A 24,864-nucleotide genomic window follows, 5' to 3' on the forward strand; every position below is an offset into this window, starting at 1 on the left:
CAACCGATCACGGCGCACGATGTTCACTCTTACGTGAAGGCCGGTCAGGGCAGGAACCGGCAGGCAAAGCAGAGGAGGACGCCATGACGGTGAAGGCAATTCTCGAGAGAAAAGGCCATGACGTGTTGACGCTCGGGCCGAACGAAAAGCTTAGCGAAGCCATCCGCATCCTGGCAGAGCACAAGATCGGTGCGCTGGTCATCACCAATGGCGATCGCAAGATCGTCGGCATCCTGTCAGAGCGCGACATCGTTCGGGTTGTCGCCCGCGAAGGTGGAGCCGCGCTGGATATCGCCGTGCGCTCGGCAATGACGCCGAAGGTGAAGATCTGCAACGAGAATCACACCGTCAACGAGGTGATGGAGATCATGACCCGAGGCCGCTTCCGCCATCTGCCGGTGGAGAAGGACGGCATGCTCGATGGCATCGTGTCCATCGGCGATGTGGTCAAGCGCCGCATCGAGGATGTCGAGCGCGAGGCCGACGAGATCAGGGCCTATATCGCCACCGCCTGAGCGGCGAGGCGAACCGCCGGCCGGAGAACCGACCGGCGGAGCCGTGGTTTACCTGTTGTCGAGTTCGGAGCGGACGAGCGCGAGCCCGCGCCGGGTGATGCGGTAAGGGCCGCCTCCCGACGAAGAAACCGCGTTCTTACGCTTCAGTTTTCGAAACATATCGAGATCGACGCCCGGATAATGCCAGCCGTCGCGGGTCAGGCATTTGACGGAGGCGATCCGCTTTTTCTCGTTCTTTTCGATTTCAATGCGTCCACCCTGCGCGAGCAGGTGCAGGATGCGCTGTTCTATGCGCGAAATGTCCATGTGAGAGTTTTCCGGGAAAACAAAAAATGCCGCCGCCGCGAAGCTTCGCGGCACGGGGTTTCGGTTTTCTGCCCTGCCTCGCCAGGAGGTCAGGGCCTTACCGGGACTGAGCGTAAGTGGACATCCACTCTCCATTGGAATGAGCGTCCTATAGGCGAACGCGGCTGAAAAGGCCAGTCCGTGGCTTTGCGCTTGTCTCTTTTGGCGGTTTGCACTAGCGAAGTTGCAAATCAGAATGTGCATTAATGCAGCTTCCCATCATTCCAGTTCGCAGGCCGCCATGTCCCTTATCGACACCCGTACTCCTGACGCAAAACGCCTGATCCCCGGCGCAACCGGCGACTGGGAGATCATCATCGGCCTCGAGGTCCATGCGCAGGTCACTTCGGAAGCAAAGCTGTTTTCCGGCGCATCGACCGCGTTCGGCGCGCCGCCTAACGCCAATGTCAGCCTGGTCGATGCGGCGATGCCGGGCATGCTGCCGGTCATCAACGAGGAGTGCGTCAAGCAGGCGATCCGTACCGGCCTGGGGCTGAAGGCGCAGATCAACCACAAGTCGGTCTTCGATCGGAAGAACTACTTTTATCCCGACCTGCCGCAGGGCTACCAGATCTCGCAGTTCAAGCAGCCGATCGTCGGCGAGGGCACGGTCATCGTTTCGGTCGGCCCGGACCGCCAGGGCGAATTCGAGGACATCGAGGTCGGCATCGAGCGGCTGCATCTGGAGCAGGATGCCGGCAAGTCGATGCACGACCAGCATGCGACCATGTCCTATGTCGATCTCAACCGCTCCGGCGTGGCGCTGATGGAGATCGTCTCCAAGCCGGACATGCGCTCGGCCGACGAAGCCAAGGCTTATGTCACCAAGCTGCGCACCATTGTACGCTATCTCGGCACCTGCGACGGCAACATGGACGAAGGTTCGATGCGCGCCGACGTCAACGTTTCGGTGCGCAAGCCGGGCGGCGAGTTCGGCACGCGTTGCGAGATCAAGAACGTCAACTCGATCCGCTTCATCGGCCAGGCCATCGACTACGAGGCGCGCAGGCAGATCGCCATTCTCGAGGATGGCGGCAAGATCGATCAGGAGACGCGGCTGTTCGACGCCGTCAAGGGCGAGACGCGCTCGATGCGCTCCAAGGAAGAGGCGCATGATTACCGCTACTTCCCCGATCCCGACCTTTTGCCGCTGGAATTCGACCAGGCCTATGTCGATGCGCTGGCCAAGGAATTGCCGGAACTGCCGGACGACAAGAAGGCGCGGCTGATCGCGTCGCTCGGCCTGTCCGTCTATGACGCCTCGATCCTGGTTTCGGAAAAGCCGATCGCCGACTATTTCGAAAAGGTGGCCGCCGGCCGCGACGGCAAGCTTGCCGCCAATTGGGTCATCAACGATCTGCTCGGGCAATTGAACAAGGCCGGAAAAGACATTGAAAACGCTCCGGTTTCGCCCGAGCAGCTCGGTGCGGTCATCGATCTGATCAGGGATGGCACCATCTCCGGCAAGATCGCCAAGGACCTGTTCGAGATCGTCTGGAATGAGGGCGGCGACCCGCGCCAACTGGTCGAGAGCCGTGGCATGAAACAGGTCACCGACACCGGCGCCATCGAGAAGGCCGTCGACGACGTTATCGCCGCCAACCCTGACAAGGTCGAACAGGCGCGCGCCAAGCCGAGCATGGCCGGCTGGTTCGTCGGCCAAGTAATGAAGGCGACCGGCGGCAAGGCCAACCCGCAAGCCGTCAACGACCTCGTCAAGGCCAAGCTGGGCATCGAGTAGCGCCGTGTTCGTCCGCACCGCAGGTGAACGCGACCTTGCCGCTGTGCGGACGCTGCTGGTGGAAACGTGGCATGCGACCTATGACGCCATTTATGGCGCTGCCAAAGTCGCCGAGATCACCGACGAATGGCACTCGATCGCTTCGCTCCGCTCGCGGCTGACGCGGCCCAACTCGGAATTCCTGGTGGCCGATGACGGCAAGCGGATCGGCGGCATGGCTTTCGCCGCCGCCACCGCCGATGCGAAAATCATCCTGTTGAACCAGCTCTACGTCCATCCGGACTGTCAGCGGCGGGGGATCGGGCAAGCACTGCTCGACGAGGTCGAAGCCAGTTTCCCGGAAGCGCGAACGCTGCGCGTCGAGGTCGAGGAAGCCAATGCCGGTGCCATCGCCTTCTATCGGTCGAAAGGGTTCTTGCCTGTCAGTGCCGCGGAAGAGTCCCGTGATACCTCAAGGCCGACGACGCTGAGTTTCGAGAAACCGCTGGGATAGACCACCGGGATGAATAGAGCGATCAAGCCATGCGTCATCGCGGCGTTTGCTGTGCCGGCTCACGACGGATATGCAAGGGCATGACCAAACTGTCCCGCATTACAGCGCTGGCGCTGCTCGCCATCATCATTTTCGCGACCTTGTCGCCGATCCAGATGCGGCCGCACCTCGCCGAAGCGAATGTCGAGCGTGCCTTGGCTTATGTCCTGCTGGGCTTCGCCCTGGCGATCGGCTTTCCCAACCGACTGTATCAGGTCGTGATCTTTGTGGCTGTGACCGCCGGCATGCTGGAACTGCTTCAGCTCATTGATCCCGGTCGCCATGCACGCCTCATCGATGCATTGGTGAAAGCCCTTGCCGGGGTGGTTGGGATCGTGGCGGGACACCTGATCGTCAGGGCCGGCGGACAAAAGAGCGAGAGCTAGGCGCGGCGGCAATCCGCCGGGAGTGCGGGACCATCGACCTTGGTCGCGGTCCGTGTCTATCTGGCCGAAGCCTTCTCGCTAGGCAGCGGGAACCTCCACATTGTCGATCAGCCTCGTCTTGCCGAGCCATGCTGCCGCAAGAAGACGCCCTTCGCGGTTTCGACGCCATGGTGCAAGCGTCAGGCTTTGGCGTGCCTCGACATAGTCGACCTCGCGGAAACCGGCGGCGATGAGGGCGCGGCTGGCCTCTTCGGTTGCGTCGCTCTGGCCGGCGCCTGCCGCCAGGGCCGCAGCCGTATTGCGCAATATCACGTTGAGCTGGCGGGCGATCTTCAGTTCGGCCTCATCGAGATAGGCGTTGCGTGACGACATGGCGAGACCATGCGCGTCGCGGATCGTCGGTGCGCCGATGATCTCGACAGGCAGGTCGAGGTCGCGGCAGAGCTGCCTCACCACGCAAAGCTGCTGGTAGTCCTTCTCGCCGAAGACCGCACAGTCGGGCGTTGCCTGCAGGAGGAGCTTTGCCACCACGGTGGCGACGCCGTCGAAAAAAGTCGGCCGAAAGTCCGATTCAAGCCCGGCGGAGGGGCCGCCGACCGAGATTTTCGTGGCGAAGCCGGCAGGATACATCTCGCCAACCGTCGGTGTGAAGGCAAGGTCGGCCTTTGCCGCGCCCAGCCGGTCGAGGTCGCGGCTGAGTTGGCGCGGGTACTTGTCGAGGTCTTCGCTCGGCGCGAACTGCGTCGGGTTGACGAAGATCGACACGACGCAGCGCTCGGCTTTTTGGAGCGCGATCCTGACCAGCGAGATGTGTCCGTCATGCAGTGCACCCATGGTCGGCACCATGGCGACACGAAGGCCGTCGCGCCGCCAGTCCCGGATTTGCGCGCGAAGTGCGGCCACGCTGTCGACGACGACGGGTTGGCTCATGCGTCATCCCTGTTCTTTGTCGCCGAAAAGACATGGCCGGGGCCGGGGAATGTCCGGCCCCGCACCTCGGCTGCATAGGTTTCAGCTGCATGCGAGATCACGCTGCGCAGGTCCGCGTATTCCTTGACGAATTTCGGCACGCGACCGACGGTCAGCCCGACCATGTCGTCGATGACCAGGATCTGGCCGTCGCAGTCACCGCTGGCACCGATGCCGATGGTTGGAATGGCGATGCGGCGGCTGATATCGGCGGCGACCCTCTCGACCGTGCCTTCGATGACCACCGAGAAAGCGCCGGCATTCTCGACGGCGAGCGCATCGCGAAGCAATGCCGCAACAGCCTCCTCGGTGCGGCCCTTGATCTTGTAGCCGCCGTCCTTCTCGACCGATTGCGGCTGCAGGCCAATATGTCCCATCACCGGAATGCCGGCGGCGACGATGGCCTCGATCTGGCTGGTCATGTCGAGGCCGCCTTCGAGCTTCACCGCCTGGCAGCCGGTTTCGTCGACGACCCGCCGCGCCGAGGCCACGGCTTGCGCCGTCGTGACCTCATAGCTGCCGGCCGGCAGGTCGACGACGACGCAGGCCCTGGCCGAGCCGCGCATCACCGCTTGCCCATGCGCAATCATCATCTCTAGCGAGGCGCCCAGCGTCGTCTTGTGGCCATGCAGGACCATGGCGACACTGTCGCCGACCAGAAGCAGGTCAACATGGTGATCGAGCAGACGGGCGATGGGATAGGTATAGGCGGTCAGGCAAACGATCGGCGTGCCGCCCTTGCGGTGGCGAATCGCCTCGGCGCTGATGCGAATGTCGGTGGTAGGCAATTCCGTGGCCAATCGTCACCTCCTTTGGCTTCAAGCCGGGCTGGATGCAGGCATGGGCGCGCAGAGCTTTAGAAATACCGTAAAGGCTTGGCAAGCGTGCATGCAGCGACCGGCAGGATCACAGGCTTGTGTCGGGTTTCCGGCAAGCCATTTGCGCGCACGCCGTGGCAAAAGCCTTGCCTTCGGCAAGGCCTGACGCCATAAGCAGGAAAACGGGCGCTGCCGGCGCGAGGGTTTTGAAATGAAGACTTTCCTTACGCAGTTTTTCACCTGGTGGAACAGCCAGACGATAGGAACCCGCCTGCACACCTGGCGGTACGGCAAGAAGGTCGGCCAGGACGAAACCGGCAATTTCTACTACGAAGGCGGCATCGATTCGGAAGGCCGCACGCGCCGCTGGGTCATCTACCGCAATTATTCGGAAGCTTCGGCGATACCGCCCGGCTGGCACGGCTGGATGCACCACCGCGTCGACGTTGCGCCGTCCAGCGAGGACTACAAGCCGCGCGACTGGCAGAAGCCGCATCAGCCCAATCTGACCGGCAGCCCGGCGGCCTATCGCCCGAAGGGCTCGGTGCTGACCAATCAGCATCGCCCGCAGGTCACCGGCGACTACGATGCCTGGACACCCGGGTCGTAGCGACAGGGTGCAAGCCGGTCCTTTATCGCCACAATTGGTGTTTAGCTGCTTGCTGATCAGAAAACGGCGACTAGCCTTGGCGATCGACAGAATCACCCGGGCGCGAACCACCGGTATCTTTGCATGAGCTTTTCTTACTCAATATCGGCCAGTCTGGCGCTAGCCGCCGGTCTTGCCGTCAGCACCGTGGCCTTCGCCGCTTCGCCTGAGCCCGCGGCACCCGCGCCGGCGCCGCCCGCGGGAGCGGACCGGGTTACCAATGCCGTTGCCGAGTTTGCCGGTATCGACAAGATCACCGGCCGCATCATCACCTTCGATGTCTATATCGACGAGACGGTGCAGTTCGGTGCTTTGCAGGTGACGCCGCGCGTCTGCTATTCACGGCCGCAGACCGAAGAGCCGAAGACCGATTCTTTCGTCGAGGTCGACGAGATCACGCTGGACCGCAAAATCCGCCGCATCTTCACCGGCTGGATGTTTGCCGAAAGCCCCGGCCTCAATGCCGTCGAGCATGCCGTCTATGACGTCTGGCTGAAGGCTTGCAAGCAGAAGTCGGATGTGCCGGCGCCCGATGGCGCCAAGGCAGACTCGACCAAAGCCGAGGCGCCCAAGCCCGCCGCGGCCAAACCGAAAGCCGCGACCGCTCCGGACGTGACAGAGCCTGGCGTGACGGAGCCGGACGCTTCGGAACCCGATACCACCGACACCAACTGATCCCCCGGAACCGTCCTGGCCACCATACGTTGGGGCACGGATGAGCGCGCATTTATGCGCAGGGAGGATCTTCCGATGTCAGACAGCAAGCGGATCACGGCCGGCAAGGCAGAGTTGCTGGAACTCGAAAAGGGATTCTGGACGGGCGACGCGGCCTACTATGCGGCCAATGCCGACACCGAATGCCTGGTGGCGTTTCCGCAGATGGCACAGGCGATGGACAATGCGGATCTCGCCAAGACCGCAACCAAGCCCAACCGTTGGCGCGACCTGAAAATCGACCTCAAGGGTATTATCGAGCCGGGCAGCGACATCATCATGCTGACCTACGAGGCACATGCGACACGCGAGAACGGCGAACCTTACGCCGCGCTGGTCAGCACCGGCTATGTCCATCGCGTCAACGGCTGGAAGATGATGTTCCATTCGCAGACGCCATTGGAAGCCGCCACTGGGAAGTAGGCTCAATCTTCAGGGATAGAATTGGGCGTCAGGGATAGAATACGGCCTCGCCCTTCAGCGCGTCGGCCAGCATCTTTTCATATTTGCCGCGCGGCACGTCGACGGCGCCGAAACGCTTGAGGTGCTCGGTGGTGAACTGCGTATCGAGCAGCGCGAATCCGCGTGCCTTCAAGCGCTCCACGAGATAGAAAAGGCAGGTCTTGGAAGCGTCCGTCTCCCTGGCGAACATGCTCTCGCCAAAAAACACCCGGCCGAGCGACACGCCATAGAGGCCACCGACCAGCCGGTCCTCGCGCCACGCCTCGACCGAATGACAATGGCCTCTCCGATGCAACTCGACATAGGCTTCGCGGATCGGCGCATTGATCCAGGTCGAGCGCCGTTCCACGCGCTTTTCGGCGCAGCCGTCGATGGTCGCTTCGAAATCGAAATCGAAACGGATGTCGAAGGGGTTCTTCCTGATCGTTTTCCTGAGGCTTTTCGGCGCGTGAAAACCATCGAGCGGAATGATGCCGCGCGTCTCCGGCCGCACCCAGAACACCTCCGGGTCGCCGGCACTTTCGGCCATCGGGAAGACGCCCGAGGCGTATGCCTTGAGCAACAGGTCGGTGGGGATGCGATAGCCGGGCGCGTAGGGGCGGGTCATCGCGTCTCCGCGCTAGTCTTCCTTGGCCAGGTATTTTTCCAGCCAGTGGATGTCATAATCGCCATTGGCGATGTCGGCATTGCCGACGAGATCGCGAAACAGCGGCAACGTCGTCTTGATGCCATCGACGACGAACTCGTCCAGGGCGCGGCGCAGGCGCATCATGCACTCGACACGATTACGCCCATGCACGATCAGCTTGCCGATCAGGCTGTCATAGTAGGGCGGGATCTTGTAGCCGGAATAGACGCCGGAATCGACACGGATGCCCAAGCCGCCCGGTGTGTGGAAATGGGTGATCGTGCCCGGCGAGGGGGTGAAGGTGCGCGGGTCCTCGGCGTTGATGCGGCATTCGATGGCGTGGCCGTTGAACTTGATGTCCTCCTGCTTCACCGAGAGGCCGCCGCCCGAGGCGACGCGGATCTGCTCATGCACGAGATCGATGCCGGTGATCGCTTCCGTCACCGGATGCTCGACCTGCAGGCGCGTGTTCATCTCGATGAAGTAGAACTCGCCATTCTCGTAGAGGAACTCGATCGTGCCGGCGCCGGAATAGCCGAGATCGGCGATGGCCTTGGCGCAGATGCCGCCGATGCGGGCGCGCTCTTCGGCATTGAGGGCGGGCGAGGGCGCCTCTTCCCAGACCTTCTGGTGGCGGCGCTGCAAGGAACAGTCGCGCTCGCCGAAATGCACGCCGCGGCCAAAGCCGTCACCGAACACCTGCACCTCGATATGGCGCGGCTTTTCCAGGTATTTTTCGATATAAACGGCATCGTCGCCGAAGGCGGCACCGGCTTCCGTGCTCGCCGTCTGCAGGGCGATCTCCAGGTCAGCCTCGGTGAGGGCGACCTTCATGCCGCGACCGCCACCGCCGGCCGATGCCTTGATGATCACGGGATAGCCGATTTCGGAGGCAATGCGCCTGGCTTCCTTCTGGTCGGTGACGGCGCCGTCCGAACCGGGCACAACCGGAATGCCGAGGCGCTTGGCGGTTCGCTTGGCCTCGATCTTGTCGCCCATGATGCGGATATGGTCGCCGGACGGACCGATGAAGGTGATGTTGTGCGCGGCCAGTATGTCGGCGAACTTGGCGTTCTCCGACAGGAAGCCGTAGCCCGGATGCACGGCGTCGGCGCCGGTGATTTCGCAGGCCGCAACGATCTGATGGATGTTGAGATAGCTGTCGCGCGATGGCGGCGGACCGATGCAGACGCTCTCGTCCGCGAGCCGCACATGCATGGCGTCGGCATCGGCGGTCGAATGCACCACCACCGTCTGGATGCCGAGTTCCTTGCAGGCGCGCAGCACCCGGAGGGCGATTTCGCCGCGATTGGCGATGAGGATCTTCTGAAACATCAGGCCCGCTCTACTCGATCACGACGAGCGGCATGCCATATTCGACCGGCTGCGAATCCTCGAAAAGGATCGCGGTCACCGTGCCGGCGCGTGGCGAGGGGATCTGGTTCATCGTCTTCATTGCTTCGATGATCAGCAGCGTCTGGCCTTCCTTGACCTTCTGGCCGACTTCGATGAATGCCTTGGCGTCCGGCGACGGCGCCAGGTAGGCTGTGCCGACCATCGGCGAGGTGACTGCGTTCTTGGAAATATCTGCCACAACGGGCAGAGCTACGGAGGCAGCTTGCGCTGCTGCCGGCGCATAGGCCTGCTGCGGCGCTGCGATTGCATGAACAGCTGGCGCCTGCCGCGAGACCCGCACCTTCAGGTCGCCCAGTTCAACCTCGATCTCGGTGAGGTTGGTGTCGTTCAGTATGCCCGCCAGATCGCGGATCAGTTGCTGGTCAACACCGGTCTTCTTTATCGACATTTTCGAGCCTTCTGTTTGTTGGCCGGTCATAGGCGTGCGGCCAGCGCCTGTAGCGCCAGCGTATAGCCGAGCGGCCCAAAGCCACAGATCATGCCGACGGCGACCGGCGCGACCATGGAGACGTGGCGGAATGGTTCCCGCGCATGGATGTTGGAAAGATGAACTTCGGCCACCGGCAACGGTGCGACGGCGCGGATGGCGTCGTGGATGGCAATCGAGGTGTGGCTGTAGGCGCCCGGATTGATGACGATGCCGACAGCCTTGTCGCCGGCTTCCTGAATCCAGTCGACAAGGTCGCCCTCATGGTTCGACTGGCGGAAATCGATCTCGAACCCCAGCGCCGTGCCTGCCTGCTTGCAGTCGTCGGCGATCGCTGCAAGCGTCTTGCCGCCATAGATGCCCGGCTCGCGCTTGCCGAGCGCGTTGAGATTGGGACCGTTCAGGACGAAAACCGTTTTCAAAAAGCCGACCTTTCCCGGCGCCGTCATCAAGCCGGCGCGCTGGGCCCTCTATAATGGGCATAGCCGCCCGCGGAAAGAGCGCAAGTGCGTTCTTTCACTGTCCACAACAGGCGGAAATGTGCCCGTGAGAAATAGCTGGCGAGCAAGATCAGAGCGCGGCTTTCGCCGCCTCGATCTTTTCTGCCAGCACTTCCTGCCCGAGCGCCCCGAACACCACCTCGTTGCCGACGACATAGGACGGCGTTCCGGTGATCGCCAGCTTGTTGGCAAGATCGTAGGTCTTGGCGAGGGCCTCGTTGATTGTCGGGTCCTTCATCTTCTCGCGCAGCGCCGCTTCGTCGGCACCGAGCGATAGCGCGACCTTCATGGCCGCCGCCTCGGTGGCGCGCCCCTGGCCGCCGAGCAACGCATTGTGGAACTCGCCGTACTTTTCCGGGTGCATCAGGTGGAAGGCCATCGAGACCACGCTCGCCTTCTGCGAATCCGGTCCGAGGATGGGGAATTCCTTGAGCACGAAACGCAGGTCCGGATCGGTCTTGGTCAGCGCCTGCATGTCGTCGATGGCGCGTTTGCAGAAGCCGCAATTGTAGTCGTAGAACTCGACGATGGTGACCTTGCCGTTGGGATTGCCGACGACGCCGTCGAAGGCGGAGTTGAAGATCTGGTCCTTGGCATCCTTGATCACGCCGAGATGAGCGATGCGCTGCTCTTCCTTCTGCTTGGCCTCAAGCGCATCCTGGACCTCCAGGAGGACTTCCGGGTTTTTCAACAAATAGTCGCGGATGATGCCTTCGACCTCGGTGCGGTCGATCTTGGTATCGGCCGCCGCCGTCTCGACCGGCTGCGCGGTACCGGCCTTGGCGATCTGCGGGTTTCCGGCAACGAATCCGAAAGCCAGCATGGCCAGGGCGACCGCAACCCCCGTGGTGCCCAGCAGCAGTGCCTTTTTCATCGTTCCTGTTCCTTCTACCTGTTTTCCGGTCTGGCTATGTCGTGGCGCGCGACCGGAAGGTTCACTTGATCTTGGTTGACGGCCTGTAGTTTATGATATCCTGGGCGCGAAGCCAGCGCGGCTCGCCGCGTTTCATCTGCTGTTGCGCCCGCATGGCGAAAATCTTCGCATCCTTGTAGTTGCCGGAATAGAAATGGCTTTCGGCGGTGGCAAGTTCCGCGCCAGGTATGTCACCCAACTCGCCATAGGCCTGTGCCAGATAGCGATATCCGGCTGAATTTTCCTTGTCGCGACCGAGGCCATTGTTGATCTGCACGACGGCTTTTTTGAGGGAGTCGGGCGTGCCGACGGCCATCAGCGCCTGACCCACGGACACCGGCAGCAGACCGGACCGAGCCGAATCGAGGCTGACCGCCTTGGCGTAAGCGTCCGCAGCTTCCTTGGGTTTGTTTGCTTTCATCAGGATGTCGCCGCGCAGTTCCTGGAAGTAGGCATTCTTCGGCTGCGCTTTGATCAGTGCATTGGTCTTGGCGAGAGCGGCGGCGATGTTGCCGAACAGGTAGGTCGACTGGGCATCGCCGTACTGCGCGGCGAGGGTTCCTTGCATCTTTCGCATCAGCCGCGACGCGGCCGCCTGGCCTTCCATGTAGACGGCGATCTTCACCCGCATCATGTCATGGCGCTGCTGCAGCGCGGGCGGGTCCGGCCTGTCGACATTGGGGTCCTGTTTCACCAGCACTTCGAGATTGGCGATGCGGTCCTGCGGCATCGGATGGCTGATCCGATACGGATCGACCTGGGCGCCCGAAAGCGAAAGTGCGGTCTGGAAGCGGCGGAATGTCTTCAGCATGCCCATGCCGGACTGGCCGGTGGCGTTGAGATAGGTGATCGCCGAGCGGTCGGCCGTCATCTCCTCGGTGCGCTGATAGGCGAGGATGCTGCGCTGTGCCATCTCGCCGCCGCCAGCGGCCACGCCCATGCCAGCGCCGGCGAGACCGCGGCTGCTGGTTGTGGCACCGGCGACAATGGCGCCGGCGCCAAGCAATGTCGCGATGACGGCCATCGTCTTGGCTCGTTCGAGCTGGTCGCGCAGCTTCTGCTGGTGGCCGCCGGCGATATGGCCGGCTTCGTGCGCGATGACGCCGATGATCTCGTTGGGCGTTTCAGCCGTCATCAGCGCGCCGGTGTTGATGAACAGCCGGCGCCCGGTGACGAAGGCGTTGAAACTCTGGTCGTTGACCAGAACGATGTCGATGCCGTCATTCGCCAAGCCGGCCGCCCTGAAGATCGGCCGCGCGTAATCGCGCACCAGCGCCTCTATCTCGGCGTCGCGCACCACCGGCACGTTCTGGGCGAAGGCACTGACCGAGCTCGCCATTGCAACGGCAACGCCAAGCGAAAGCGTCGCGAAGACGCGCGCTGCCTGGGCAATCGTCGATCTGGGTCGGCTCAACATGATGGCTCCACTGGTAGACGAGCGGGCGAAAGATGAAAAGTCGGCGCCGGAAACTTCCTCAACTTGTGATCCTCACATCAATCGGGCATTTGTGCGGCACATGCGCCAGTGCCTGGCGCCGTCAGTCATCGGGAATACTGGTTAAATGGTCGTTTCGCTCTCACGTCGTGGCAATGTCGAGCCCTTCCATGCGATGGACATTCTGGCAGAGGCAAACCGGCTGAAGTCCCAGGGCGTGCCGGTTGTTTCGATGGCCGTCGGCCAGCCCTCCGATCCCGCACCGGTTCTGGTTCGCGCCGCAGCCGCCAAGGCGCTGCAGGATGGACGCATCGGCTACACCGACGCGCTGGGACTGGCAGGCTTGCGCAAGGCGATCGCCGGACACTACGCCGATCATTACGGGCTTGATATCGAGCCCGGCCGGATCGCGGTAACCACTGGATCGTCGGCCGCCTTCAACCTTGCCTTCCTGGCGATGTTCGATCCGGGTGACCGCGTCGCCATCGCGGCACCCGGCTACCCGGCCTATCGCAACATCATGGCCGCACTCGGCATCGACGTGGTCGAGATCGAGCTCGGCGACGCCGCCTACCTGCATGCCGGCCATCTCGAGACCGCGCATCGTGAAAAGCCGCTGAAAGGCGTTCTCTTCGCCAGCCCCGCCAATCCAACCGGCGCGGTCATACCGGCCGATGAACTGGCGGTTCTGGTGAGGACGGCACAAGAGCTCGGCATCGCCGTCATCTCCGACGAAATCTATCACCGGCTGGCCTATGCCGCCCCCGACACCACGGCGCTTGCCTATGGCGGCGATGTGACGGTGATCAACTCCTTCTCCAAATATTACTGCATGACCGGCTGGCGCATCGGCTGGATGGTGCTGCCGCAAGACCTGGTGCGGCCCGTCGAGCGCGTCGCCCAGAGCCTCTACATCTCGCCGCCGGAGCTGTCGCAGATCGCCGCGATCGAGGCGTTCAGGGCGACCGAGGAACTGGAAGCGGTCAAGGGTCGCTATGCCTGGAATCGCGAGCTCTTGATGAAACGCCTGCCGGAACTCGGCTTTCCGCTGGCGGCGCCCATGGACGGCGCCTTTTATGCCTTCTGTGATGTCACCAGGCATACCGATGACAGCATGGCCTTCGCGCGAAAGATGCTGGCCGAGGCGCATGTGGCGGCAACGCCCGGCCGCGACTTCGACACTCAGGCTGGGCATCGGACCATGCGTTTCTCCTACGCCGGCAGCCACGACGACATGGTCGAGGCAATAACGCGCATGGAACGCTGGTTGAGGTAGCAACATGCCGGAACTTGAACAGGCATTGGCCGAAGTCGCAGCCGAAATGGCCGATCGCACCGATCGCGGTGACGTCGCTTCCTACATTCCGCAGCTGGGCAAGGTCGATCCGAAGAAATTCGGCATCGCAGCGGTCACCAACGACGGCCGCGTGCTGATGGCCGGCGATGCCGACCAGGCCTTTTCCATCCAGAGCATCTCGAAAGTGTTCACCCTGACACTGGCGCTCGGCAATGTCGGCGACGCGCTGTGGCAGCGGGTAGGACGTGAACCGTCAGGCAATCCGTTCAACTCGATCGTGCAGCTCGAGCATGAGAACGGTATTCCGCGCAATCCGTTCATCAATGCCGGCGCCATCGTCATTTCCGATATCCTGCTTGCCGGTCACCAGCCGCGCGAGGCGATCGGCGAAATCCTGCGCTTCATCCAATTCCTCGCCGACGACGAAACGATCATCATCGACCGCGAGGTCGCGGCGTCCGAACGGGCCACCGGCTATCGCAATTTCGCGCTTGCCAACTACATGAAATCCTTCGGCAATCTCCACCATGCCCCGGAGCTGGCGCTGGGCGTCTACTTCCACCACTGCGCCATTGCCATGAGCTGCCGGCAGCTGGCGCTCGCAGGCCGCTTCCTCGCCAATGGCGGCAAGAACCCGGCGACCGGGCATTCCGTGGTGTCGGCCGAGCGGGCACGCCGCATCGGCGCCATGATGCTGACCTGCGGTCACTATGACGGCTCCGGCGATTTCGCCTTCCGCGTCGGCATTCCCGGCAAGAGCGGCGTCGGCGGCGGCATATTGGGCATCGTGCCGGGCGTGGCCTCGCTTGCCGTTTGGTCGCCGGGCCTCAATGCCAACGGCAATTCCAAGCTGGGGTCGATCGCGCTGGAAAAGCTGGCCAGGATGATGAACTGGTCGATCTTCGCGCCGTGATGCATGTCGCCCAAAAGTGCGCAGCGGTTTTGGGACAACGACATGCTTGGAATCAAAGAAGCGTTTTAGCCTTTCGCGATCCGGCATAACGCCAGATAAGAAAATCCCGCGCCGTCTTCGAGACGGCGCGGGATTTTTGTCAGAGAACTAGCTCAGGTGGCTGAAAGGCTTAGAAAAAGCCCTTCCGCTGCCACCATCCGCCGCGTTTCGGCTTGTCCTCGGTCTTGTCCTCAGCCTTGGCCGCGGGTTCTTCCGCTACGGTCGAAGACACCACGGGCTCGACCGGCGCATTCACCGCCGCCGGCTTGCGCCGCGACGGGCGGGCCTTCGGTGCCTTCTCCACAGCCGCTGCTTCGTCGGACGCCGTGGCCGGCGTCTCGACCGGTGCTTCCGCCTCGGCAGCCGGCTCTTCGGCGACGATTTCGGCCGCGGCCTTCTTCGGCTTGGCGGCACGACGTGGCTTCTTCGGCTTCTCCGTGCTCGGCGCGTCGTCATTGGCCGGAGCAAGCGCCACCGGCTCTTCGGCTGGTGCAGCAACGACCGGCTCGCTGGCGATCACCTCGGTTGCCGAGACTTCGCCTTCGGACGCGTCGGCTGCTTCGCCAGCACTTGCCTCGGCCTCGCCTTCACCGTCTTCGCGGCGGTTGCGCTTGCCGCCGCGCTTGCCGCGCCGGCGCTTTTTGCCTTGGCCTTCGTCCGAAGCCTCAACTGTCTCGGACGTTTCGGCAACACCAACAGGGGCGTTGTCGTCCGTTTCCGTGTCGCCGTCGCTGGCGGCCGAGTCTGGGTCCGAAAACTCGCCGGCCGGAGCCGAGACGGAAGCACCGTCCGCCGGGGCGCCATGTTCGCGATCGCGATCCTTGCCGCCGCGCCGACGCCGGCGCTTGCGGCGCTTGCGGTCGCGGCCTTCGCCTTCCTCGCCACCGGCGGCAGCAGGTCGGGGTTGTTGCTGCGGCTGCTGGCGTGGCTGTTCGGCCTGGACCGGCGCCTCGTCATCCTCCTCCTCGGCGACGACAATCTCGTCCTCGGGCTCTTCCGGCTCGACATAGGCCGGGAAGCTGCGCGCCTCGACAAAGCCTTCCGGCTTTTCAGCCAGCGCGCCGCGGAAGATCGCATAGTGCTGCGAACCGACCGAATCGTCGGCCTCGACGGTGATCGTCAGCCCGAAGCGGCTTTCGAGTTCGACCAGCGTGCCGCGCTTGTGGTTGAGCACGTAGAGTGCGGTCGCCGCCGGCGTCCGTACCGTGATGTGGCTGCGCGAATCCTTGAGCAGGAATTCCTCGATCGCCCGCACCACCATCAGCGCGACCGACGAATCGGAGCGCACATGGCCGGTGCCGCCGCAATGCGGGCAAGGCTTCATGGTCGATTCCAGCACGCTGGCGCGGATGCGCTGGCGGGACATCTCCATCAGGCCGAAATGCGAGATGCGGCCGACCTGGATGCGCGCACGATCGTTCTTGAGGTGATCCTTCAACCGCTTCTCGACGGAGCGGTTGTTGCGGTTCTCCTCCATGTCGATGAAGTCGATGACGATTAGGCCGGCGAGATCGCGCAGCCTGAGTTGACGCGCGACTTCCTCGGCCGCTTCCAGATTGGTGTGGAGCGCGGTGTCCTCGATCGAGTGCTCCTTGGTGGAGCGGCCCGAATTGACATCGATGGCAACCAGCGCCTCGGTCTGGTTGATGATGATGTAGCCGCCGCTCTTCAGCGTCACCTGCGGCTGCAGCATGCGGTCTAGCTGTGCCTCGATGCCGTTGCGCACAAAGATCGGCGTCGTGTCGCGGAACGGCTGAACCACCTTGGCGTGGCTCGGCATCAGCATGCGCATGAAGTCCTTGGCCTCGCGGTAGCCTTCCTCGCCGGAGACAAGAATCTCGTCGATATCCTTGTTGTAGAGGTCGCGCACCGAGCGCTTGATCAGGCTGCCTTCCTCGTAGACCAGGGCAGGGGCCGTGGACTGCAAGGTGAGATTGCGGACATTTTCCCAAAGCCGCATCAGATATTCGTAATCGCGCTTGATCTCGGCCTTGGTGCGGCTCTCGCCGGCGGTGCGCAGGATCACGCCCATGCCCTGCGGCACTTCGAGATCGGCAACGACCTCCTTCAGGCGCTTGCGGTCGACCGCGCTGGTGATCTTGCGCGAAATGCCGCCGCCACGCGCCGTGTTCGGCATCAGCACCGAATAGCGGCCGGCAAGCGACAGGTAGGTGGTCAGTGCCGCACCCTTGTTGCCGCGCTCTTCCTTGACGACCTGCACCAAGAGGATCTGCCGGCGCTTGATCACTTCCTGGATCTTGTACTGGCGGCGCACCGGCTTGCGGCGGTTGCGCACTTCCTCCAGCGCGTCCTCGGCGCCGACCGATTCGACCTCGTGATCGTCCGGATGCGAGGACTGCACTTCTTCCAGCATGCCGCGATCATTGTCGCCGGAGGTCGCTTCGCTGCCTTGTTCGGCCTGCGGAACGGCTTCGGAAATCACATCGGCCTCGACCGAGGCGGCGATCGACGTCGGGCCGCCTTCGCGGGTTTCGCCTTCGTCCTGCTCGGCGGAATCCGCGCCATGTTCGGACGCTTCGGCATGTTCGGACGTATCGGCCGCATGTTCGATGATCTCGGACGTGTGCGAGATCTCCTCGAAACCAGCGTCGGCGCCTTCTTCTGTCTCGTCGGCAGCGTCGCTTGCCTCGCCGGAATCGGCAGCATCGCGCTTGTGCTCGCCCCGGTCGCGGGGCTTGCCGCCGCGCCTGCGACCGCGCCGTCCGCGATCGCGGCTCTGGCGATCATCGCCGTCGCCGTCCTCGTTCTCTTCGTCCTCGGCCTCCTGCGCTTCCGCGCGCAGCAGTGCCTGACGATCGGCGACCGGGATCTGGTAGTAGTCGGGGTGAATTTCACTGAAGGCGAGAAAACCGTGACGGTTGCCGCCATATTCGACAAAGGCTGCCTGAAGGGAGGGCTCTACGCGCGTTACGCGGGCTAGGTAGATGTTTCCTTTGAGCTGCTTCTTGTCCTGGGATTCAAAGTCGAATTCTTCAATACGGTTACCGCGTATGACGACAACGCGTGTTTCCTCCGGGTGGGAGGCGTCTATCAGCATTTTGTTGGGCATTATTTCGTTTCCCCCCGGCAGCCGTCAGCCGCAGCTTGCGAGGCAAAGCCTGCTGCTGCGTGCCTGGGATGTGGGTGCCGGATATTTGAACGTCCGTCGGCCGCCGCTTGAGCGCCATGGCGGTGCCGCCCGCAGCCATAATGGCGCGGTTTGATGCGGACCTTTCCATGATTGCGCTTGAAGCCATCGTCACCAACAGAACCTTTTGAACCAAAGCCCGGATGAACCGGACCAGCTTGTTTGCTCATACAGAGCCGGCGCGGGAACAAACCCGGCCGTTTTCCTCACGCAGGCGATTCCCCCGCCACGGGAGCACGCCTGCGAAATTCGTCGCGATCACCTGAACCCTTTTCGCCTGAAGCGAAAGGAGCCGCCTTTACATCTGACCCTGTAGCAAGAAGCTGCGGAGGAGGGCGGTTCCAGGATTGCAGTGATCCACCATCGCTTTTATGATTTGGCGGGATGGAAGGCAACCCCGATTTCCGATGCCGGCAAAAAGCCGTTCCGTAGCGTAAGCCAGGCTTGCGGCCTTGCATGAAAAGGCTTGGTTAACCTTCTCTGGATACCAATCGTTAATCGAGTTCGCGGCCTAACCGGCATATGGACGAAATGACCGGGCGCCGGGCGCCAAACCGGGAGCGACTGGAAGAGAGATGGGATTGGCGGACTTCACAGACAAGGGATGTCGTGTCGGCGGCCGGATCCTGGCCGCTTTCGCCCTCTTGCTGCTGCTGGCGGTCTCATCTGCCCTGTCCTCAAATGCCAATGCCGCCGACGCTCCGCTCGTGGCAAAAGGTTACAAGATGGCGGGCGATGCCACCAAGATGCGCATCGTCATGGACTTCGATCGCGAACCCGGTATCAAATGGTTCCTGCTGCGCGGCCCCAACCGTCTTGTCATCGATCTCGCGAATACGAGATTCGCCGTTGATGCCAAGGATTTGAAGGCGCGGGGCCTGGTCAAGAGCGTGCGCCTGGGCGCGCTCGGCGAGGGCGTTTCGCGGCTGGTCCTCACCGGCAAGGGTCCCTTTGCGGTCGACAAGCTCGACCTGCTCAAGAACGAGGACGGACCCGGCTACCGCATTGCCATCGACATGTCGGCGGCATCCGAGCGCGAGTTCGATGTGGCGCTGGCCAATCAGGCGCTGACCACCGGATCGACCGTTTCGACCGACAAGGGAGGGCGGGTCGGCACCGGGCCGGTTTCCAATCCGGGCCATCGGTTCACCGTCGTCATCGATCCCGGCCATGGTGGCATCGACGGCGGTGCCGAGGGCCTGAACGGCACCATCGAGAAGAATGTCACGCTGGCCTTCGCCACGGAGCTGCGGGACAAACTCGCAGCCGTCGGCAATTATGATGTGTTCATGACGCGCGACACAGACGAATTCCTGCGTCTGGACGATCGCGTGCGCATTGCCCGTCAGCATGAGGCCGACCTGCTTATTTCGATCCATGCCGACACGATCAGCGTCAAAGGCATTCGCGGCGCCACCGTCTACACCGTCTCCGACAAGGCTTCGGATCCCGAGGCGCAGGCGCTTGCCGACCGAGAAAACCTCTCCGACCAGTTCGCCGGCATGGAAATCAAGAACGACAACAAGGAAGTCACCGACATCCTGATCGACCTGATCCGCCGCGAAACGCACAATTTCTCGATGAGTTTCGCCCACACGCTGGTCGGCCAGTTGTCGACCAGCGTCGGCCTGATCAACAATCCCCAGCGTTCGGCGGGCTTCAAGGTGCTCAAGGCACCCGACGTGCCGTCAGTGCTGGTCGAACTCGGTTATCTCTCGAACGCCAAGGACGAGGCGCAGTTGCTCAACGCCGACTGGCGCGGCAAGGCGGCCCAGAGCATAACCAACGCCGTCGCGCTGTTCGCGTCGGCCAAGGCCGGACCGGGAACCGGAGGTTGACATGACCGGCGGCGCCTGCAACCAGAGGCGGCGTTGCGCGACGACAACACCCAATGCTTTTATTTCCGGCTCGCGACCGCGAAATCAGGCATTGCCGTATTTTGTCCACATGGCGGCGACAAGGGTTTTCGATTACGGATTGGGACCGGCTCGAAAGCTTGCGCGAAAGGCGGCTTCGTCTAGGAAATTCCCGAACCAAGGACTGGAGCGGGTATGATTCGTCTCATTGGCTATTTTTTCGGCATCGGCACGACGCTGGCCCTTCTGGTCGCGGCGGGCGTTGCCATCTATATCGGCCATTTGTCGAAGGATCTGCCCGATTACGAGGTGCTGGCCAAATACGAACCGCCGGTGACCACCCGCATCCATGCGTCGGATGGCGCGCTGATGGCCGAATATGCGCGCGAACGGCGCCTGTATTTGCCGATCCAGGCCATACCGGACCGCGTCAAGGCGGCCTTCCTGTCGGCCGAAGACAAGAATTTCTACAACCACCCGGGCATCGATGTGACCGGCCTCGGCCGCGCCATCATCGTCAACCTGCAGAATTTCGGCTCGGGCCGGCGTCAGGTCGGTGCCTCGACGATCACCCAGCAGGTGGCGAAGAACTTCCTGTTGTCCTCGGACCAAACCTACGAGCGCAAGATCAAGGAGATGATCCTCGCCTTCCGCATCGAGCAGGCCTATCCCAAGGATCGCATCCTCGAGCTCTACCTCAACGAAATCTTCTTCGGCTTCGGCGCCTATGGCGTCGCCGGTGCGGCGCTGACCTATTTCGACAAGTCGGTCAACGAACTGTCCGTGGCCGAGGCCGCCTACCTGGCCTCGCTGCCCAAGGGGCCGAACAACTACCACCCTTTCAAGCATGCCGATCGCGCGATCGAGCGCCGCAACTGGGTCATCGACCAGATGGTCGAGAACGGCTACGTCACGCGTGAGGAGGGCAACAAGGCCAAGGCCGAGCCGCTGGGCGTGACGCCGCGGCGCAGCGGCACCTATCTGTTCGCCGGCGAGTACTTCACCGAAGAGGTGCGCCGCCAGATCATCGCCCGCTACGGCGAGAACGCGCTTTACGAAGGCGGTCTCTCCGTCCGCACCACGCTCGATCCGAAGATCCAGCTCATTGCCCGCAAATCGATGCAGAACGGGTTGATGAAATACGACACGCTGCGCGGCTATCGCGGGCCGGTGACATCGATCGACGTGTCGGGCGACTGGGGCGTGCCGCTTGGCGCCGTCAAGGGGCTGGAGGATGTCCCCGAATGGTCGCTCGCCGTCGTGCTCGACAGTTCGGCGACCGGGCTGTCGATCGGCCTGCAGCCGGCACGGCAGGCGTCGGGCGAGATCGTCAAGGAGCGCGTCGAAGGCACCATCAGCAAGGAGGACATGGGTTTTGCCATGCGCCATGTGGTTGCCGGCAAGACCGTCAAGGCCAAGTCGCCGGCGGAGGTGCTGAAGCCGGGCGACGTCATCTTCGTGCAGAAAAACGATGGTGCCGATGGCGCCTACAGCCTGCGCCAGGTGCCCGAAGTGGAAGGCGGCCTGATCGCCATGGACCCGCACACCGGCCGCGTGCTGGCCATGGTCGGCGGCTTCTCCTACGCGCAGTCCGAATTCAACCGCGCCACGCAAGCCATGCGCCAGCCGGGCTCCTCGTTCAAGCCGATCGTCTATTCGGCCGCCCTCGACAATGGCTATACGCCGGCCTCGGTGATCATGGACGGGCCGATCACGATCCAGAGCGGCAACACGAGCTGGACGCCGAAGAACTATGACGGCACCGTCGCCGGTCCGGCGACCCTACGCTCCGGCATCGAGAAGTCGCGCAACCTGATGACGGTGCGGCTTGCCAATGACATGGGCATGAAGCTGGTCGTCGAATATGCCGAGCGCTTTGGTGTCTACGACCATCTGGCGCCCTACCTGCCGATGGCGCTGGGGTCCGGCGAAACCACCGTGATGCGCATGGTGTCGGCCTATTCGATCATGGCCAACGGCGGAAAATCGATCAAACCATCGCTCATCGACCGCATCCAGGACCGCTACGGCAAGACGGTGTTCAAGCAGGACGAACGTGGCTGCCAGGGCTGCAATGCGCCTGAATGGCAAAACCAGCCGGAGCCGGAACTGGTCGACAATTCCGAGCAGGTGCTCGATCCGATGACCGCCTACCAGATCACCTCGATGATGGAAGGCGTCGTGCAGCGCGGCACCGGCGCCACCATCAATGAACTCGGCCGCCACATCGCCGGCAAAACCGGAACGACCAACGACGAAAAGGACGCCTGGTTCATCGGCTACACGCCCAACCTCGTCGTCGGCCTCTACATGGGCTACGACACGCCGCGCGGCCTCGGCCATGGCGCCACCGGCGGTGGTCTCGCAGCACCAATCTTCAAGGACTTCATGCGGGTGGCGCTGGATGGCACGCCCAATGTCGACTTCAAGGTGCCCGAAGGCATGAACCTGGTTGCCATCAACCGCAAGACCGGCATGCGTGCCGCATCGGGCGATCCCGGAACCATCATCGAAGCCTTCAAGCCGGGCACCGGTCCCGCCGACAGCTATTGGGTGATCGGCATGGGCGCCGACGGCTCCAATGCCACCGGTGGCGCGCTGTCGCCGCAGGCCAATCAAGCCATCCAGTCCGGCGGCGGCGGCCTCTACTGATGATTTTCAGGAGCGGATGGGCTGGCCTTGGCGCCAGCCCATTTTGCTTTACAGCCGGCGGCGGCCTGCCTATGTATCGCGCCAACCGACTTCAGCAAACAGGACAGAACAGCCAACCATGCGCGCGGAAACGCAGAATATTGTCGACGAGATCAGGCAGGCGATAACCCTGCTGAGGAGGCATCTTTGACTGGGATCAGGCCATAAAGCGGCTTGAATACCTCAATGTGCGCGCCGAGGACGCCAGCCTCTGGAACGAGCCGCTGGAAGCGCAGAAGCTGATGCGCGAGCGCCAGGGCCTTGAAGAGGACATCGCCTCGGTGAAAGGCCTGACGCAGGCGCTGGAAGACAATATCGGACTGATCGAGCTCGGTGAGGAAGAGCGCGACGAGGGGGTGATCGCAGAGGCGGAAGCCGCGATCCGCTCGATGCAGGGCGAAGCGAAGGCCCGCCAGGTCGAGACGCTGCTGTCGGGTGAAGCAGACTCCAACGACACCTATCTCGAAATCCATGCCGGCGCCGGCGGTACCGAAAGCCAGGACTGGGCCTCGATGCTGCTGCGCATGTACACGCGCTGGGCCGAGCGCCGTCGCTTCAAGGTCGAAGTGCTGGAAATGCATGACGGCGAAGAGGCCGGCATCAAGTCCGCAACGTTGATGATCAAAGGCCACAATGCCTATGGCTGGATGAAGACGGAATCGGGCGTTCATCGCCTGGTGCGTATCTCGCCCTATGACAGCAATGCGCGCCGGCATACGTCCTTCGCCAGCGTCTGGGTCTATCCGGTCATCGACGACACGATCGAGATCGACGTCTCCGAATCCGATGTCCGCATCGACACTTATCGCTCGTCAGGCTCGGGCGGCCAGCACGTCAACACCACCGATTCGGCGGTGCGCATCACGCATCTGGCCACCGGCATCGCGGTCGCATGCCAGGCTGAACGTTCGCAGCACAAGAACAAGGCCAAGGCCTGGGAGATGCTGCGCTCGCGCCTTTACGAGGAAGAGCTGAAAAAGCGCGAGGCGGTTGCAAACGCCACCGAAGCGTCGAAAAGCGATATAGGCTGGGGTCACCAGATCCGCTCCTATGTGCTGCAGCCCTACCAGTTGGTGAAGGATCTCCGCACCGGCGTCGAGAGCACCAGCCCGTCGAGCGTGCTCGATGGCGACCTCGACGATTTCATGGAAGCCTCGTTGTCGCAGCGCATCGAGGGCGGCGCGGGCGAAGCCGTAGCAGACCTGGATTAGGATATGTCCATGTTCAGGTGAGTTTAGCTGACCTCTATCTGAACATACCCCTGCGCACCACAGCGACGGAGGAGTGTGTTGCCGAGCAAGCTCACCGGAAAGTGCTTCTGCGGTGCGGTTCACTACGAGGTCACTGACGAATTCATCTATGCCGCGAATTGCCATTGTTCGGACTGCCGGCGCACCACCGGTTCGGCCTTCAAGCCTTTCGCCGGTATCGAGCGTGAAAAGCTTGTCCTCACCGAAGGCGAGGACAAGCTCCTGATCTTCGGCGACGAAAGCGGCCATAACGCGCATTGTGGCCGGTGCGGCTCCTTGCTTTATTCGCTCGTGCGCGACGGGGCCTATGTCCATGTCGCCATGGGAACCCTCGTCGACGACCCATCCATCCGCCCGACCGCGCACATCTTCGTCGGTTCGAAGGCGGGCTGGTCCACCATCACCGATGACCTGCCGCAGTATCAAGAGCACGTGATTGCCGGCTCTGACCAGCAGTAGGCTGGAACCACAGCGGGCCTATTCCGTTTATCCGACGCCCGTTTGCCGGGAATTGACCTTGGCCTCATCTCGTCGGCGGTAGCGGATACCTGACGTCCATAGAACGATGTCGGGAATGCATCGTCTTGCGCCGACCAAGGAATCAGCCCAGCATCCAATGGCTGGGAGAGAAAAAGCATTTATGGCCGGACGCGGCATATCTGCGACCCGACGATCCGGCCACTGGGAAGATACGTTCCGGGAACGGGCAAGCGAAACGCTTGAGCTCGTTTGAAAGGAACGCGTCATGTCTGCTGCCACACTCAGATCGGCCAATGCCGTTCAACCGGCTGGCCGACTTTTGTTTTCCCTGTTCGCGATCGGCGCGATGGCAATGCTGACGACACCTGCCTTCGCGCATGACGCCACGCCCACGGCGGCAAAGCCACAGGGCTGGAGTTATCCGTTCGCATGCTGCGCCAACTATGATTGTCGCACGACCCATACAGGCGAAGTGCTGGAGAAACCCGAGGGCTATGTCATCGCCGGAACGGGTGAGATCGTTCCAATGACCGACAAGCGTGTCAAGGACAGCCCGGACGGCGAGTTCCATTGGTGCGCGCACCAAGCGGGCCTCGACGCCGGCAAGACAATCTGCCTGTTCGTGCCGCCGCGCTCCTATTGACGACAGGACGGCGGTCGGACGTCCGCGGTCGCGTGTGACCGGGCCGCAGGCCGGGTTTGCGCGGTTCGGGTGTGCCTGCTGACAGACAGTTGTCAGG

The 24,864-nt window shown here is 62.7% G+C and carries 24 protein-coding genes; 14 read left to right on the forward strand and 10 right to left on the reverse strand.

The window, feature by feature from the left end; all coding sequences use genetic code 11:
- The first annotated feature begins 83 nt into the window (after positions 1–83).
- Positions 84–515 carry a CBS domain-containing protein gene (locus tag NKI99_RS02890; protein ID WP_023812142.1) on the forward strand — a complete coding sequence of 144 codons (432 nt, stop codon included), beginning with the start codon at positions 84–86 and terminating at the stop codon, positions 513–515.
- A gap of 48 nt (positions 516–563) precedes the next feature.
- Here NKI99_RS02890 and NKI99_RS02895 read toward each other — a convergent pair whose 3' ends face one another.
- The gene (locus NKI99_RS02895; protein WP_352609652.1) at positions 564–821 is read right to left on the reverse strand and encodes a YjhX family toxin; all 258 of its coding nucleotides are present in this window, start codon (positions 819–821) and stop codon (positions 564–566) included.
- Positions 822–1,101: 280 nt separating this feature from the next.
- Here NKI99_RS02895 and gatB point away from each other — a divergent pair, with 280 nt between their 5' ends.
- The 3 genes from gatB to NKI99_RS02910 all read left to right on the forward strand — a co-directional run bounded on the left by gatB (position 1,102) and on the right by NKI99_RS02910 (position 3,519).
- Entirely contained in the window at positions 1,102–2,601 is a 1,500-nt protein-coding gene (gatB, locus tag NKI99_RS02900) for an Asp-tRNA(Asn)/Glu-tRNA(Gln) amidotransferase subunit GatB (RefSeq protein ID WP_128304038.1), read from the forward strand.
- A gap of 4 nt (positions 2,602–2,605) precedes the next feature.
- The gene (locus NKI99_RS02905; protein ID WP_128304039.1) at positions 2,606–3,094 is read left to right on the forward strand and encodes a GNAT family N-acetyltransferase; all 489 of its coding nucleotides are present in this window, start codon (positions 2,606–2,608) and stop codon (positions 3,092–3,094) included.
- Positions 3,095–3,174: 80 nt separating this feature from the next.
- Positions 3,175–3,519: a VanZ family protein gene (locus NKI99_RS02910; protein ID WP_023812139.1), complete on the forward strand. Its 345-nt coding sequence runs from the start codon at positions 3,175–3,177 to the stop codon at positions 3,517–3,519.
- A 78-nt stretch (positions 3,520–3,597) separates the two neighbouring features.
- Here the strand turns inward: NKI99_RS02910 and panC are convergent, their stop codons facing one another.
- On the reverse strand, positions 3,598–4,449 hold the full coding sequence (gene panC / locus NKI99_RS02915; protein WP_352609654.1) for a pantoate--beta-alanine ligase: 852 nt from the start codon (positions 4,447–4,449) through the stop codon (positions 3,598–3,600).
- Positions 4,446–5,288, reverse strand: a complete 843-nt coding sequence (panB, locus tag NKI99_RS02920; RefSeq protein WP_352609656.1) for a 3-methyl-2-oxobutanoate hydroxymethyltransferase — start codon at positions 5,286–5,288, stop codon at positions 4,446–4,448. The genes panC and panB overlap by 4 nt, the downstream gene beginning before the upstream one ends.
- A 229-nt stretch (positions 5,289–5,517) precedes the next feature.
- Between panB and NKI99_RS02925 the strand changes: the two genes are divergently transcribed.
- The 3 genes from NKI99_RS02925 to NKI99_RS02935 all read left to right on the forward strand — a co-directional run bounded on the left by NKI99_RS02925 (position 5,518) and on the right by NKI99_RS02935 (position 7,092).
- Positions 5,518–5,916: an NADH:ubiquinone oxidoreductase subunit NDUFA12 gene (locus NKI99_RS02925; RefSeq protein WP_013531353.1), complete on the forward strand. Its 399-nt coding sequence runs from the start codon at positions 5,518–5,520 to the stop codon at positions 5,914–5,916.
- Between the two features lie 123 nt (positions 5,917–6,039).
- Positions 6,040–6,630 carry a DUF2155 domain-containing protein gene (locus NKI99_RS02930; protein WP_352609658.1) on the forward strand — a complete coding sequence of 197 codons (591 nt, stop codon included), beginning with the start codon at positions 6,040–6,042 and terminating at the stop codon, positions 6,628–6,630.
- 75 nt (positions 6,631–6,705) lie between these two features.
- A complete protein-coding gene (locus NKI99_RS02935) occupies positions 6,706–7,092 on the forward strand; it encodes a hypothetical protein (RefSeq protein WP_127291408.1) in 387 nt (128 codons plus the stop codon).
- A 28-nt stretch (positions 7,093–7,120) separates the two neighbouring features.
- Here NKI99_RS02935 and aat read toward each other — a convergent pair whose 3' ends face one another.
- From aat to NKI99_RS02965, 6 genes are all read right to left on the reverse strand, one after another.
- Positions 7,121–7,738: a leucyl/phenylalanyl-tRNA--protein transferase gene (aat, locus tag NKI99_RS02940; protein WP_352609660.1), complete on the reverse strand. Its 618-nt coding sequence runs from the start codon at positions 7,736–7,738 to the stop codon at positions 7,121–7,123.
- Between the two features lie 12 nt (positions 7,739–7,750).
- Positions 7,751–9,094: an acetyl-CoA carboxylase biotin carboxylase subunit gene (accC, locus tag NKI99_RS02945; RefSeq protein WP_127291406.1), complete on the reverse strand. Its 1,344-nt coding sequence runs from the start codon at positions 9,092–9,094 to the stop codon at positions 7,751–7,753.
- Between the two features lie 10 nt (positions 9,095–9,104).
- Positions 9,105–9,563, reverse strand: coding sequence for an acetyl-CoA carboxylase biotin carboxyl carrier protein (gene accB, locus NKI99_RS02950; RefSeq protein ID WP_023812132.1), 459 nt, complete (start codon positions 9,561–9,563; stop codon positions 9,105–9,107).
- Positions 9,564–9,589: 26 nt separating this feature from the next.
- Positions 9,590–10,024 carry a type II 3-dehydroquinate dehydratase gene (aroQ, locus tag NKI99_RS02955; RefSeq protein ID WP_013531359.1) on the reverse strand — a complete coding sequence of 145 codons (435 nt, stop codon included), beginning with the start codon at positions 10,022–10,024 and terminating at the stop codon, positions 9,590–9,592.
- A gap of 148 nt (positions 10,025–10,172) precedes the next feature.
- Complete coding sequence (locus NKI99_RS02960) at positions 10,173–10,976, reverse strand: DsbA family protein (RefSeq protein ID WP_128304043.1); 804 nt, start codon at positions 10,974–10,976, stop codon at positions 10,173–10,175.
- A 61-nt stretch (positions 10,977–11,037) separates the two neighbouring features.
- Positions 11,038–12,432: a M48 family metalloprotease gene (locus tag NKI99_RS02965; protein ID WP_352439931.1), complete on the reverse strand. Its 1,395-nt coding sequence runs from the start codon at positions 12,430–12,432 to the stop codon at positions 11,038–11,040.
- A 145-nt stretch (positions 12,433–12,577) separates the two neighbouring features.
- Between NKI99_RS02965 and NKI99_RS02970 the strand changes: the two genes are divergently transcribed.
- On the forward strand, positions 12,578–13,726 hold the full coding sequence (locus NKI99_RS02970; RefSeq protein WP_352552309.1) for a pyridoxal phosphate-dependent aminotransferase: 1,149 nt from the start codon (positions 12,578–12,580) through the stop codon (positions 13,724–13,726).
- Positions 13,727–13,730: 4 nt separating this feature from the next.
- Positions 13,731–14,660, forward strand: coding sequence for a glutaminase (locus NKI99_RS02975; protein ID WP_352552307.1), 930 nt, complete (start codon positions 13,731–13,733; stop codon positions 14,658–14,660).
- 169 nt (positions 14,661–14,829) lie between these two features.
- On the opposite strand, the gene NKI99_RS02980 is transcribed toward NKI99_RS02975, so the two are convergent.
- On the reverse strand, positions 14,830–17,769 hold the full coding sequence (locus NKI99_RS02980; protein WP_352609661.1) for a ribonuclease E/G: 2,940 nt from the start codon (positions 17,767–17,769) through the stop codon (positions 14,830–14,832).
- Positions 17,770–18,422: 653 nt separating this feature from the next.
- Here NKI99_RS02980 and NKI99_RS02985 point away from each other — a divergent pair.
- The 5 genes from NKI99_RS02985 (at position 18,423) to NKI99_RS03005 (ending at position 24,767) form a co-directional block, all read left to right on the forward strand.
- Positions 18,423–19,685 (forward strand): N-acetylmuramoyl-L-alanine amidase, encoded by a 1,263-nt coding sequence (locus tag NKI99_RS02985; RefSeq protein ID WP_352609664.1) that lies wholly within the window; start codon positions 18,423–18,425, stop codon positions 19,683–19,685.
- Positions 19,686–19,898: 213 nt separating this feature from the next.
- The gene (locus tag NKI99_RS02990) at positions 19,899–22,355 is read left to right on the forward strand and encodes a penicillin-binding protein 1A (protein WP_352609667.1); all 2,457 of its coding nucleotides are present in this window, start codon (positions 19,899–19,901) and stop codon (positions 22,353–22,355) included.
- A gap of 118 nt (positions 22,356–22,473) precedes the next feature.
- Positions 22,474–23,605, forward strand: a protein-coding gene (prfB, locus tag NKI99_RS02995) for a peptide chain release factor 2 (protein ID WP_352609670.1) whose coding sequence is annotated in 2 segments (ribosomal slippage) — positions 22,474–22,539 and positions 22,541–23,605 — 1,131 coding nt in all. Because the reading frame shifts where the segments join, the coding sequence is not laid out codon by codon here.
- Between the two features lie 78 nt (positions 23,606–23,683).
- The gene (locus tag NKI99_RS03000; protein ID WP_352609673.1) at positions 23,684–24,103 is read left to right on the forward strand and encodes a GFA family protein; all 420 of its coding nucleotides are present in this window, start codon (positions 23,684–23,686) and stop codon (positions 24,101–24,103) included.
- A gap of 286 nt (positions 24,104–24,389) precedes the next feature.
- Complete coding sequence (locus tag NKI99_RS03005; protein ID WP_128305863.1) at positions 24,390–24,767, forward strand: hypothetical protein; 378 nt, start codon at positions 24,390–24,392, stop codon at positions 24,765–24,767.
- The last annotated feature ends 97 nt before the right edge of the window (positions 24,768–24,864 follow it).

Origin of the sequence: Mesorhizobium sp. M0239 (genome assembly GCF_040321815.1) — a bacterium.
In the GTDB taxonomy this organism is placed as follows: Bacteria; Pseudomonadota; Alphaproteobacteria; order Rhizobiales; family Rhizobiaceae; genus Mesorhizobium.